Origin of the sequence: Dolichospermum planctonicum (assembly GCF_005402965.1) — a bacterium.
GTDB classification, from domain to species: Bacteria; Cyanobacteriota; Cyanobacteriia; order Cyanobacteriales; family Nostocaceae; genus Dolichospermum; species Dolichospermum planctonicum.
Genome location: NZ_BJCF01000002.1, coordinates 129566 through 142560, shown reverse-complemented (window position 1 = coordinate 142560; position 12995 = coordinate 129566). Strand labels below are relative to the sequence as shown.

At 36.9% G+C, this 12995-nt stretch carries 15 protein-coding genes and 1 pseudogene; 8 read left to right on the top strand and 8 right to left on the bottom strand.

The window, feature by feature from the left end; genetic code table 11:
• Positions 1 to 58 precede the first annotated feature (58 nt).
• The 4 genes from FFO06_RS01820 to FFO06_RS01805 all read right to left on the bottom strand — a co-directional run bounded on the left by FFO06_RS01820 (position 59) and on the right by FFO06_RS01805 (position 3634).
• The gene (locus tag FFO06_RS01820; RefSeq protein ID WP_137906493.1) at positions 59 to 1102 is read right to left on the bottom strand and encodes a WD40 repeat domain-containing protein; all 1044 of its coding nucleotides are present in this window, start codon (positions 1100 to 1102) and stop codon (positions 59 to 61) included.
• A 143-nt stretch (positions 1103 to 1245) separates the two neighbouring features.
• Positions 1246 to 2217: a CobW family GTP-binding protein gene (locus tag FFO06_RS01815; RefSeq protein WP_137906492.1), complete on the bottom strand. Its 972-nt coding sequence runs from the start codon at positions 2215 to 2217 to the stop codon at positions 1246 to 1248.
• A 28-nt stretch (positions 2218 to 2245) separates the two neighbouring features.
• Positions 2246 to 3154 carry an alpha/beta fold hydrolase gene (locus FFO06_RS01810; protein WP_137906491.1) on the bottom strand — a complete coding sequence of 303 codons (909 nt, stop codon included), beginning with the start codon at positions 3152 to 3154 and terminating at the stop codon, positions 2246 to 2248.
• Between the two features lie 45 nt (positions 3155 to 3199).
• On the bottom strand, positions 3200 to 3634 hold the full coding sequence (locus FFO06_RS01805) for a SufE family protein (RefSeq protein WP_137906490.1): 435 nt from the start codon (positions 3632 to 3634) through the stop codon (positions 3200 to 3202).
• A gap of 227 nt (positions 3635 to 3861) precedes the next feature.
• Between FFO06_RS01805 and psaK the strand changes: the two genes are divergently transcribed.
• Positions 3862 to 4122, top strand: a complete 261-nt coding sequence (gene psaK, locus FFO06_RS01800) for a photosystem I reaction center subunit PsaK (protein ID WP_028083052.1) — start codon at positions 3862 to 3864, stop codon at positions 4120 to 4122.
• 223 nt (positions 4123 to 4345) lie between these two features.
• The gene (locus FFO06_RS01795; protein ID WP_137906489.1) at positions 4346 to 4840 is read left to right on the top strand and encodes an ureidoglycolate lyase; all 495 of its coding nucleotides are present in this window, start codon (positions 4346 to 4348) and stop codon (positions 4838 to 4840) included.
• Between the two features lie 8 nt (positions 4841 to 4848).
• Here FFO06_RS01795 and FFO06_RS01790 read toward each other — a convergent pair whose 3' ends face one another.
• The gene (locus tag FFO06_RS01790) at positions 4849 to 5265 is read right to left on the bottom strand and encodes an NUDIX hydrolase (protein WP_137906488.1); all 417 of its coding nucleotides are present in this window, start codon (positions 5263 to 5265) and stop codon (positions 4849 to 4851) included.
• 261 nt (positions 5266 to 5526) lie between these two features.
• On the opposite strand from FFO06_RS01790, the gene FFO06_RS01785 reads away from it, so the two are divergent.
• Both FFO06_RS01785 and FFO06_RS01780 read left to right on the top strand, forming a co-directional pair.
• Entirely contained in the window at positions 5527 to 6264 is a 738-nt protein-coding gene (locus FFO06_RS01785; RefSeq protein WP_137906487.1) for a cytochrome c biogenesis protein CcdA, read from the top strand.
• 3 nt (positions 6265 to 6267) lie between these two features.
• On the top strand, positions 6268 to 7647 hold the full coding sequence (locus FFO06_RS01780) for a cytochrome c biogenesis protein (protein ID WP_137906486.1): 1380 nt from the start codon (positions 6268 to 6270) through the stop codon (positions 7645 to 7647).
• Between the two features lie 99 nt (positions 7648 to 7746).
• Here the strand turns inward: FFO06_RS01780 and hisG are convergent, their stop codons facing one another.
• On the bottom strand, positions 7747 to 8391 hold the full coding sequence (gene hisG / locus FFO06_RS01775; RefSeq protein ID WP_137906539.1) for an ATP phosphoribosyltransferase: 645 nt from the start codon (positions 8389 to 8391) through the stop codon (positions 7747 to 7749).
• Positions 8392 to 8466: 75 nt separating this feature from the next.
• On the opposite strand from hisG, the gene rppA reads away from it, so the two are divergent.
• On the top strand, positions 8467 to 9159 hold the full coding sequence (gene rppA / locus FFO06_RS01770) for a two-component system response regulator RppA (RefSeq protein ID WP_137906485.1): 693 nt from the start codon (positions 8467 to 8469) through the stop codon (positions 9157 to 9159).
• 159 nt (positions 9160 to 9318) lie between these two features.
• On the opposite strand, the gene FFO06_RS01765 is transcribed toward rppA, so the two are convergent.
• Both FFO06_RS01765 and FFO06_RS01760 read right to left on the bottom strand, forming a co-directional pair.
• On the bottom strand, positions 9319 to 9699 hold the full coding sequence (locus FFO06_RS01765; protein WP_137906484.1) for a hypothetical protein: 381 nt from the start codon (positions 9697 to 9699) through the stop codon (positions 9319 to 9321).
• A gap of 46 nt (positions 9700 to 9745) precedes the next feature.
• Entirely contained in the window at positions 9746 to 11422 is a 1677-nt protein-coding gene (locus FFO06_RS01760; protein WP_137906483.1) for an ABC1 kinase family protein, read from the bottom strand.
• Positions 11423 to 11722: 300 nt separating this feature from the next.
• Here FFO06_RS01760 and FFO06_RS01755 point away from each other — a divergent pair.
• From FFO06_RS01755 to FFO06_RS01745, 3 genes and pseudogenes are all read left to right on the top strand, one after another.
• Positions 11723 to 12173 (top strand): annotated as a pseudogene (locus tag FFO06_RS01755) (hypothetical protein).
• A 78-nt stretch (positions 12174 to 12251) separates the two neighbouring features.
• Entirely contained in the window at positions 12252 to 12548 is a 297-nt protein-coding gene (locus tag FFO06_RS01750; protein WP_051347516.1) for a hypothetical protein, read from the top strand.
• Positions 12549 to 12995, top strand: a complete 447-nt coding sequence (locus tag FFO06_RS01745; protein WP_137906482.1) for a type II toxin-antitoxin system VapC family toxin — start codon at positions 12549 to 12551, stop codon at positions 12993 to 12995.

The window sequence follows — 12995 nt, the reverse complement described above, 5'->3', positions numbered from 1 at the left end:
AATGAATGTGTTGGGTTTTGTTCTTCAACCCAACCTACACAATTTCAGGGTTAAATTTTTAGTTCCCCAAAGAAGTCGACAAAATAATTAATTCTCCTTGTTCACCACCTGCGGCTAATAATTGTCCTTGGGAATGCCAAGATAGAGTAGAAAAACCTGCTTCTGTATCGGTAAAAATCTGTGATACTTCCCTATTTTCATCCCATAAACATAACCAACCGTCAGCACCAGCGGAAGCGAGAATCAAGCTTTGAGGTGCAAAAGATATTGCTTGAATAATATCCAGATGATTGGTTAATACTTGGGCTTCCCAACCCACAGATTCATCTACGGACTTATCCCATATTACTATACCTTCAACGCTGGAAGCAGCCAAAATTGGCGCACCTGTGGGGGTTTTGAGGTCTGACCAAGCTAGTTGACGAATTTTACCGGGAAAGCCGCGCATGACCCAAGGATCAGGATTTTCCCATTGTAAAACGGTGAGAGTGCGATCCATATTTCCAGAGGCTAAATATTCACCATCACCTGACCAAATTGTTGTTATACTAGCGGTAGGCATGGAAAGGATAAATGGTTCTGCATTCCAATCTTGAGTAGACCAAATTTTTACACCTTTATAACCATTAATAGCCAAATATTTGCCATCTTTACGCCAGTCAATTCCTAAAATAGAGGAATCATTAAAGTTAAGAGTGACAACGACTTCTGATGTGTCTGCATCCCAAATTTGCACATAACGTCCTAAACTAAAAGCTAGTTGATTATTGGTATAACTCCATGCTAATTGATCAACCCAAACAGGTGCATTTTCTAAAGTTGTAATTAATTGATTTTCGCACCAAATTTTTACTTTTCCATCTTGTCCGCTAATGGCTATATATTTACCATCATGGGAAAATGCTAGACAATTTACTGCTTGATTTGTAGCTGTTTGTAAGGTAATTAATTGGTGATTTTCCCATAAAATAATTTCACCAGCAGCGGAACTAGCAGCCAGTATTTCTGCTTGAGAAGACCAAGCTAAAGCGGTGACATAATCTGTAAGTTTTGTGGAATAGTGTTGAGTAAATTCTGGAGATTTGCTGGTTGTTAGGTTCATATTTGTTATCTTTTATTGATCAGAAATACTAGGCGAATAGAAGTAGCTACTACACCATCAAAGTCCACCGAGGTGGACTAAGTTTACTAGATTTGTAACCCACTTATGTGGGTTTTGTCTGTATAGCTGTGAATTTTATTCACTTAACTCATACAAGCAAAGAAATCTTTTTTTAACTGTGCTTCATCTAAATTTCTCCCAATAAATACAAGTTCATTTTTGCGAGTTTCATTTGCTTTCCAAGGTCTATCTGCTTTACCTTCAAATATCATGTGTACTCCCTGAAAAACAAAGCGGTTATCTTCATTTTCAATATTCAAAATTCCCTTCATTCTGAAAATGTCTGTTCCTTGGGTTCTGAGTAATTCTGATAGCCAAACATTTAATTTTTCACCATTGATAGTCCCAGGTGATACTATAGCGACTGAATAAACACTTTCATCATGAACATGAGCATCTTCTCCTAAGAAATTAGGATCAATTTCTAAAGCATGATCTAAATCAAATGCTTTTACTCCTAATAAAGCTGACATTGCTAATTGAGAATTATGAGTGCGGTAAACTTTTGCCATTGCATTCATTGACCGAATCCGGGTTTCTAATTCATCTAAAACTTCTGCTGTAACTAAATCGGTTTTATTCAATAAAATCACATCAGCAAAAGCAATTTGTTCCTGGGCTTCGTCTGCTTCCCAATGTTGCCAAATATGCTTGGAATCAACAACTGTAACCACTGCATCTAATGACAATTGACTTTGCAAATCTTCGTCTACAAAAAAGGTTTGAATTACAGGTGCAGGATCAGCTAATCCAGTGGTTTCAATGACTAAATGATCAAACTTATCTCGACGTTTCATCAAGTTGCCAATAATGCGAATTAAATCACCTCTCACTGTACAACAAATACAGCCATTATTCATTTCAAATATTTCTTCATCCGCATCAATTACCAATTGATTATCAATACCTACTTCTCCAAATTCGTTAACAATGACGGCGACTTTTTTACCATGTTCGTAAGTGAGAATATGGTTTAATAAGGTGGTTTTACCAGCACCTAAATAGCCAGTTAAAACGGTTACTGGTATTGAATTGAATGTTTCTGAATTCATCATAATGTCAAAGCAACTTTGATAATCTTGCCTATGATAACCGATTTAAAAATGGTAGTATAAACTGAAAAACCTCTCCTGGAAATTCTTCATGAAGTCCTAAAGAACCCGGAACTACCACACTCTCTATTTTTGGTAAAGCTGCTAATGCGTCCATTTCCTGACGTGATTTTGTCGGACTAGATGCGCCAATAATCGCCATAATTGGTACAAACAAAGATTGAGCTAGAGAAAGAAATTCTGATTGAGTGTAAAAGGTGTCAATATTACCTGTGACAAAAGCCGCTGAAGCAAATCTCGCTCCTACTTTCTGGGTACTTTGCCATTTCTTAGCGATAAAATCGGGTGTAAGTTTGTCACCATTGCTAAAAACGTGACGAGTGTACATCCATCTTAAAAAAGATGGTGTTGTGTTGAGCTTATACAGGAATTGACCAATAATGGGAAATCTGATAATTCCCCGTACCATAGCCGCTATTTCCTGACTTGCACCCATTGTTGGTAAAGGTCCACGCCAAGTTGGGGCTATTAATACAATTTTGTTAAGTATTTGCGGTTCTTTAAAGGCTAGTTCTAGAATATAACCAGCAGCATGACCGGCACCAATTACGGAAACTGTCGTATTAAATACAGATTTGACAAAATCCGCCAAAAATTGCTGATATATGACTGGTCTGTAATCTAAACCGAGTCGGGAAGAGTCACCAAACCCAGGCCAGTCTATGACTGTGACTTGAAAATGGGGTGCGAGTAGTCTGGCTAATTCTGCCATTTCTGCCCTGGTAGAAACGCTGCTAAAGGCTGGTAATAATAGAATGGGTGAACCTTGGCCAATGGTTTCATATACTATTCGTAATTCCTGATTTTCCCATTGCCAAGGATATTCCTGTACTTTACCACCAAATGCAGCAGCGGGATTTGTTAATAAATTAGTAGACATCTGATTAAGTTCATAATTAAAAAGAATTTACTTATTTCCTCATCTCTAACTTTCTAACTTACATTCTAAAGCTTTTTTTTGCATAGTTTTAAAAATGTTGTAAAAGCCATTAGCGCGAGAAGGCGTTAAGCTAACATTTAAGCCAGTTTCTTGAATGAAATCGGGAGTAAGTTGGACTATTTCTGTAGGTGTTGATCCATTTAATCCTTCTATCAATAATGCTAATAATCCTTTGGTTAATTGGGAATCAGAATCACCCTGAAATATTACTTTATCATCTGCTAAAGATGCGGTGACATATACTTGAGAAACACAACCGGGAACTTTGTTTTCTGGGAGTTTGTCAATTTCAGGAAACTCTTGCAGTTTTTGAGCGTACCATATTAACTGTTCATAGCGTCTTTTGGGTTCTGTAGCCCTTTGAAAGCGTTCGACAATTTTTTTCAGCGCAGGTGGTAAAGAGTTAAGAGTTGAGGACATGATCAAGTTCAGGAAGTAATTACTCTTATCTTACCAATTATCAGCCCTTCCAGATACCATAAGTATGATCAAACACTAAAACTGGCTATTCAGTACAAGGATTGTTTCTATTGTGAATTGCAAACAAATGTTAAATTTCGCTACAAAGTAAGCAATGATATAGATTTTTATTACCGAATATTTAGATGATATTGTTAAGTATCCCCAAATATCAGGAGTAAATTTAGATGTTAACTTCAACTTTGTTGGCTACAGCTACAACAACGTTAGAATGGAGTCCCAATATTGGCATCATTATGATTGTAGCCAATATTTTTGCGATCGCTGTGGGCAAATTTACCATTCAGCAGCCTAACGCTAAACCAGAATTACCAGCGCCTCAATTTTTCGGTGGTTTTGGTTTACCCGCTGTATTAGCAACTGCTTCTTTTGGACATATCTTGGGAGCCGGTATTATTTTAGGACTACATTACATTGGCAAAATCTAAATTTTGCTAACTGGAAATTAGAGGAAGGAAAATATATTTCCTCTCTCTTTTTCTCGGTATTACAGTGGTGCGGGCATCTTGCCCGCATTGTAGCTCATTCAAGCTGAACTTGCTGTATTTTTCGCGCCAAGCTGCAAGGTTGCAAAGTCGCAAAGTTTGAGATTTCAAATCTTGGTTTTTTCTAATTTAATTCAGTCACACCTAAATATTTAGTCAAGAACTTATGAGTACATTATCAAAAATACAAAAATTACCATCTCAATTAATTACACCAGAGAATTTTCAACCCTATGGACAGGTAATATATGTAAGTAAAGATGGCAAAAATTTTGATCAAGAAGATGCACAATTAAATTTACAAAATGGTATTCCCCGTTTTTATATTATGCGGTTACAGGAAAAAGGTAGAAAATTTCACCACATTACTCGTCATGTCAAATGTACTCAATGTTTGGGTTCTTTAGATGGTAAAGATTGGTTCATGGTAGTTTGTCCACCTAACAATAATATAAATGAACCTGAATTATCAAAAATTGCGGCTTTTCAGATTCCCGGAAGTTGTTTTATTAAATTAGATGTGGGAACTTGGCACGCAGGACCATATTTTGATCATGAGTTTGTAGATTTTTATAATTTAGAATTAAGTGATACAAATTTAGTAGACCATTTTACCCATAATTATCTCAAAAGTCATAATTTGTCCTTTGAGATAATTTAAATACTCTTTTATTGGTTCATTATTAATGAAGTCTGAATAATTCTTTTTAGTGAATTTTCCTTCACTAATTCAGCAGCTTGGTTAACTTCTAACCATTTTCTTTCTCTTGCAGTGGCTTCTGGCCAATCTTCTAATACTTCTTCTACAGGTAATAAAAATAAATTTACTCGATAGATATTCCCCCGTTTTCGATATTTATAATTACCCAATTTTTCCGTTGTGACTCTACCTAAAACTCCCGCTTCTTCCCATGCTTCCTTTGCTGCTGACTCATGAGGACTCATACCTTTACAAAGTCCCCCTTTAGGAATCACCCAACCTTGACGTTTACGAGTTGTAATTAATAAAATTTCTACTTTTCCCTCTATTATTCTATAGGGAATAACTCCAGATTGTTGTAAAACTTTGCTGGTTTTCTGAGCCATGGTGGTAGATTCCTTTTCAACTACTATTTTCTGTTTTATGCGGATATTTGATGTTGATTTTATCCTAAAATAATCTTCAGGATAATTAACCTGATTATGGGCAATCTTTACTATAAATTCATCAATCTTTCACAAAAATCCGGGAAAATATCTGGCAACACCCTAATTAATCCTAATTAATATTTACTTGTTTTCATCACTTGATCACCCAAAATATGTTAAAATTCAACCAGAGTAAGCATTTTTTACTTAAACATACTCATGTTAGAAATTCTAGAAACCCGAATTTACGAACTGGAACAATTTGCTAATACCCTGGTTACTAACCAACTCACCCACTTAAGTATTGTGAGTATTGGCATTATTTTTACTGCGGGCTTGCTTACGAGTCTCACGCCCTGTATGCTGTCTATGTTGCCCATTACTATTGGCTATATTGGTGGTTATGAAGCTAAAACCCGCTTGCAAGCAGCAGTTCAATCAACTTGGTTTGCGTTAGGATTAGCAACTACACTGGCAGGAATGGGCATTATAGCAGGTTTAATAGGTAAAGTCTACGGTCAAATAGGAATTGGTTTACCAATTATTGTCAGTATTATTGCTATTATTATGGGATTAAACTTATTAGAAGCATTACCCATACAATTTCCTTCTTTAAATGACACTTGGATTTCTGAAGATTTGCCACCCGGAGTGCGTTCCTACTCCATTGGGTTAACATTTGGGTTGGTTGCTTCCCCCTGTAGCACACCAGTTTTAGCGAGTTTATTGGGTTGGGTTGCTAATAGCCAAGATTTAGTTTTAGGTGCTGTTTTACTACTTGCTTATACAGCGGGATATGTAGCTCCATTAATTTTAGCAGGTACGTTTACTGCTAGTATTAAAAAACTATTAGAATTGCGCCGTTGGTCTGGCTGGATAAATCCTGTTAGCGGGGCATTATTAGTAGGTTTTGGTGTTTTTTCCTTAGTTTCTCGTATCCCTATTAGTAGTTTCTAAATAATGACTTTAGATCAAACAACATCCACAGAATTAATTTGGTGGTTAATACCTGGGAAATTTATGCGGCGAAAAATTTTACCCATATTAACTGATTTACGTTTGGCAATTATCCTCTTATTAGTAATTGCCTTATTTAGTGTTAGTGGTACTGTCATTGAACAAGGACAATTACCTGCATTTTACCAATCTAACTATCCAGAACATCCCGCTTTATTTGGGTTTCTCACTTGGAAAGTTATTCAAGTAGTCGGGTTAGATCATGTATATCGAACTTGGTGGTTTTTGAGTTTATTAGTTCTATTTGGAACGAGTTTAACAGCTTGTACTTTTACTCGTCAATTACCAGCCCTGAAAGCTGCTCAAAAATGGAAATATTACGAAGAACCTCGCCAATTTCAAAAATTAGCTTTGAGTGCTGAATTAGATGGTGTTTCCCTACAGTCAATTATGCCAATTTTGCAGCAAAAAAGTTATCGAATTTTTCAAGAGAAAGATGATATTCTTTATGCTCGTAAAGGTATAATTGGTCGGATTGGTCCGATCATTGTTCACATTGGTATTGTCGCCATTTTATTAGGCGGAATTTGTGGATCAATGACGGGATTTATGGCTCAAGAAATGATTGCTAGTGGGGATACATTCCAAGTAAAAAATATTGTTGATGCTGGTGCTTGGTCTTCTCAAGATGTGTTAAAAGATTGGTCTGTGCGTGTAAATCGCTTTTGGATTGATTACACACCAACGGGAGGAATTGACCAATTTTATTCAGATATGTCTGTGCTGAATAATCAGGGTGAAGAAGTTAATCATGAGAAGATTTATGTTAACAAACCTCTGCGTTATCATGGTGTAGTTTTCTATCAAACAGATTGGGGAATTTCCAGCGTTCAGGTAAGATTAAATAAAAGTCCAATTTTCCAATTACCAATGGCACAATTAGACACCAAAGGTAAAGGTAGAATTTGGGGAACTTGGATACCAACAAAGCCTGATTTAAGTGAAGGTGTTTCTCTATTAGCTAAAGATTTACAAGGAATGGTATTAATTTATGATGCTCAAGGTAAATTAATTAATACTGTGCGTGCAGGAATGTCTATCCCTGTAAATGGAGTTAATTTAAAAATTATTGATGTCATTGGTAGTACAGGTTTACAAATTAAATTTGATCCGGGTATTCCCATTGTTTATACTGGCTTTGGTTTATTAATGTTGGGTGTAGTCATGAGTTATTTTTCCCATTCCCAAATTTGGGCTTTACAAAAAGGTGAAACTTTATATATTGGGGGTAAAACTAACCGCGCTCAAGTTGCATTTGAACAAGAAGTTTTGACAATTTTAGATCAACTTAGTTCGGTCAGCAAAATAGAAAAAGGTGAATAATTTTGTAGGTTGGGTTGAGGCTTTGGGAAATCCAAAAAAATCTCGAAAATGTTGGTTTTTATTCTTCAACCCAACCTACTAATTGCTTATACTAATAAATTAAACTGGGTTGAGTATTTCTAACCGCATTTGTTCAATTAATTGATGTAAATTACCTGTATTCAAACGGTAGCTTAAAGGGTGAACAATTAACCGCGCTGTACTTTCATACAAAGTGGCAATTTCAATTAAACCATTTTCCTTTAAAGTTTTGCCTGTGGAAACTAAATCAACAATTGCTTCTGACATTCCCGTAATTGGACCCAATTCCACAGAACCATACAAAGGGACAATTTCTATGGGTAAATCTAAACCTTGGAAATATTCTCGCGCACAATTTACATATTTAGAAGCAACCCGACCATGTGCAGGTAAATCTAAAGGAGATTTGTAAGAACTGTTTGCTTTTACAGCCACAGACATTCGACAATATCCAAACTTTAAATCTACTAATTGCGCTACTTGGGGCTGTTTTTCTCTAATAACATCGTAACCCACAACTCCCAACTGTGCTTGACCATATTCTACATAAACAGGCACATCTTGCGCTCGGACTAACAGCCCTTTGGCTTGTCCACTAGTATCAGGAATTTGCAATTGACGGTTTCCTGATTCTAAGAAAGCACTAAAATCTAATCCCACAGATTGTAATAGCTGAAGAGTAGGTTTAAGTAATACACCTTTTGGTATGGCAACAGTTAACATTCTTTTTTTGATGTCCTTAATGTGTTTATAATTCACTATATTGAGAATATATCTATATTGTCCATTACCAACAAAATGAAAATTTTATTAGTTGATGATGAAATTGAACTAACTGACCCTTTAAGTCGTCTTTTAACCCGTGAAGGTTACAGTGTTGATACTACTTATGATGGCATCAGTGGCAGCAATTTGACAAAAATAGGCAGTTATGATCTACTGATTTTAGATTGGATGTTACCAGGAAAAACGGGGTTGGAGATTTGCCAGGAATTACGTTCTCAAGGTAAAACAACTCCTGTGTTATTTCTGACGGCCAAAGATACTCTTGATGATAGAGTTCAAGGTTTAGACGCGGGTGCTGATGATTATTTGGTAAAACCTTTTGAATTGCGGGAATTACTAGCAAGAGTTCGGGCTTTATTGCGTCGTGGTGGTACAGAATCTCATAGCAATATAACGGGAAAATTAATTGTAGGAGATTTAGAACTTGATATCCAAAATCAAATAGCTTATCGTCACGGAAGAATGATTGAACTCTCGCAAAAAGAAAGTCAGTTATTACAATACTTTATGGAAAACACTGGACAATTATTAACTCATGCCCAAATTTTACAGCATTTATGGCAACATGAGGAACAACCTAATAGTAATGTTGTTCCCGCTTTAATTCGTCTGTTGCGTCGTAAGGTAGAAGTAGGGAATAAAACTCAACTTATTTATACTGTTTATGGGAAAGGTTATCGTTTTGGAAGTATTTTCATTGAATGAACTGAGAAGTTTTGGCGGTTAGAAACCGCGTCTACATAAATAAAACCCCCTAACCCCCTTGACTAAGAGAAAAGAGGGTATTTAAAGGTCTCTCCTCTAAGCCAGGAGAGGTTTACAAAAGGGTTTTATTTATACATTTGATGACTTTTCAAACATCTATTAAGACCAAGAATCTAAATCTAGAGATTGCATGCCTTGACTTTTCACATAATCTAGCAAACCTCCTAATTGCCACCAAAGAAATACACAAGTTAACAAACTTATTGGTAAACCCACACCCAAAGCCAGTTCAGAGGGAAAACCGAATATCTCTAAACCGCAAGCAAGAAATAAACAAACACCACTTGTAATACCAATAAATGGGACTAATAATTGTTTATAAAAAGAACGAGTATTAGTATTTTCTTGAGTAGACTTATCATCAGGCCATTGCTGGACAATTACTTTTAATGTCCCAGATAGAGCCAGACCAGAAGTTAAAGCCGTGAGAAAACCAACTAATAGTAAAAAGTAGGGCGGTTGTAAAGGGTAATAGTACATGAAAACTCCTGGTTGTTATTAAAATTCGTTTTTATTTGGTAACAAATTACTTTGCTAAAATAGCTGCTACACTTTCTTTGGAAAACTCTGTTAACAGGCTAATTGCCACATTTAGTAAGCGATTTGGTGGTAAATCATCCTTGACCAAATCCCATAAGCGTTGGACTTCTTCCGTGTGTAAACGGTCATCTTCGGTCAGGGCTAATACCAACTGACGACGTAAGAATTTACCTTCTTCTGAGAGTATAAATTCCAGACCCATTCGCGCTGTTGGTAAAACATCAAATTGACTATCAGTACGAGCAATGGTAATCAGGTTTTCTAACCGTTGCCATTGAAATTTACCATCTTTAAACAATACATTCAATAGCCGCCGCCGTAGTGCGGGAGATTCTCCAGTTAATAACCGCCGTGCTATGTAAGGATAACCAACTTCTACGATTTTGAAATTGGGGTTGAGACTTAGCGCAATACCCTCTTGTGTCACGAGAGAACGAATAATTAAAGCAAATTTCGCCGGGACACGGAAAGGATATTCATACATCAATTCCGAAAACTCATCAGTAATGGTTTTGAAGTTAAAGTCATTGACATTTTTACCAATAGCGTTTCCTAGTACGGCTTCCAATGCTGGTACAATGGGGGCAATATTGGTATTTGCAGTTAAAAAGCCCAATTTGACAAAATCTGCTGCTAAATCGGCGTAATCCTTGTTTACTAAATGCACTAAGGCATCAACTAAACTTTCTTTGGTTGTTTCCTCCAATTGATCCATCATGCCAAAATCAATGTAAGCCATGCGACCATCGGACATGGCGAACAAATTACCTGGATGAGGATCAGCATGAAAAAAACCATGCTCTAATAGTTGTTGTAACCCAGTAGTTACACCTATTTGAATAATTGCTTCTGGGTCTAAACCTACGGCTTGGATATTTTGAGTGTCTGTGAGTTTAAAGCCGTTAATCCATTCCAGAGTTAAAACATGATTACTGGTATAATTCCAATAAATACCTGGAACTTTTACTTGGGGGTCATTACGGAAATTATGGGCAAACTTTTCCGCATTGCGCCCTTCATTGATGTAATCAATTTCCTCAAATAACTTTGTGCCAAACTCGTCTACAATTAAAGTTAAATCGTGACCGAGATTCAGTGGTAGCCAGGGCGCGAGCCAACTGGCAACCCAACGCATGAGGTACAGGTCTTTTGTCAGTAAGGGGCGTAAATTGGGGCGTTGTACCTTCACAGCCACTTCTTCCCCACTGACCAGGTGTCCGTGGTAGACTTGACCTAAACTGGCCGCTGCTACCGGCTGAGGGGAAAGATCGCGGAAAATCTCGCCAATGGAGCGATCTAACTCTGTTTCAATAATCTGATATGCTAGAGCATTATCAAAAGGTGGTAACTGGTCTTGTAGCTTTACTAGTTCTGCTAAAAAGTCTTTGCGGATTAAGTCAGGACGGGTTGAGAGAGCTTGACCAACTTTAATAAATGTCGGACCTAAACGGGTGAGTAAATTTCTTAACTCAATAGCTCTTTGTCCTTGATTTTCTTCGATTTGTTCTTGCCATTCGTCCCACTTGAGACTAAATACAAATCCCGCAAAAGACCAGATGATGCTCAGTAGTCGTCCCCAAACCAGCCAGGGACGGTAACGAAAGTAACGAGCGATCGCTTCTGGATTATACTGTTTTAATTCAGTAGATTGATACTGACCCACGCCTTTATTTGCCTCTCCAACTGGGAATTTTACACCGTCGCCATGATCCCGTGCTAACTTAGTTGTTTGTACAGGATCACGGTAGTTTTCTCTTGAGAAAAAAACTTTAACCGCATCTAGCAGCAGTAGCTAACTAACTGAGCCTCTTGAGCTAGATATATTGATATTTTTCTTAATTATACTTTATAAAAGTACAAACTTTTTGTGTATATTGGTGACATTTTATCATTTCTTAATGACTAAACCTTTTCTATAATGTAGTTAATTTTGTCACCACTCAGTAAAAAATCTGAATTAGTTATGCAAATCACTAATAGTGAAATCCAAGCTATGCGGGAATTAATGCCCGATTATACCCCTGGACCCCGAAGCAATGGATCATTTAGAAAGGCACAATGGCGACATGGAAAGGGCTTTTCAAGATTTATGGCAGGCAAAAAATGGTCAAGCTATGATGGGGAGAGATAAGTCACCGTTACAAATCACCCTCAAAGCCTTGCGAAATGAACTTTGTGGTGATGACGGGTTTCGTGGTCAAATCAAAGAATATACCAAAAATCCCAGTAGTTCTCCTTTACTCACTGGTGTGATAGTTTTCTGAGTGGGTTTAGCTTCATCCAGTGGTTTACCTCTTGATCCGGCGATCGCCACTGTGATAGTTTTATATATCCTGAAAATAGGGGTCAATATCTTTTGCGATTACACTGAACCACCGGCTGCTAGTGGTGGAACTTTACCCCCAGCCAAATAATTTATGATGTAGAGGCGGGATTTCCCCGTCCTGGAAGTTTAGGAATTTAGGTAAAAATATTCACAAATAACTCAAGTTATGAATACAGACGTTTTGCATTTTTTACAAGAATCACATAAACAGGATTTGGAAACAATCACTCAAATTTTGGTTGATATAACTAACCGTAATCCTGAAGAAATTAAACCATATTTAGATAGAATACTAACGCAATTGGTAAAACCGCAACAAGAAACTCAGGTTGATGAAACTGCTACTCCAGAACAAAAGATAGCTGCATTTCAAGCATGGGTAGAGAGTCACAAAAATCTGAATTTCCCAAACCTTTCTGATGAAGCAATCAGCCGCGAAAGTATTTATGGTGACAGGGGTTAAATGCCTTATCTTATAGACACAAATATATTATTACGTAGCGTTGATTTATCTCATCCCATGAATAGTGATGCTGTCAATGCTATCAATAAATTGCTAGGCCAGGGAGAAACATTACATATCGTCCCGCAAAACTTAATTGAGTTTTGGAATGTTTACACTCGTCCCATTGAGAGAAATGGATTAGGACGTACAGCAATAGAAGCAGAAGTAGAAATAAAACGATTAAAAACTATTTTTCATCTTGCTTTAGACACCGAAGCAGTTTATTCAGAATGGGAAGGGCTTGTTATTACTCATTCTGTTATTGGTATCAATGTGCATGATGCGAAACTTGTAGCTGCAATGCTTGTTCATGGGATAACTCACATTCTGACATTTAACACCAAGGATTTTGCTCGTTACTCGGAAATAATAGCTGTTAATCCCACAAAGATAGCGTCTGAATGA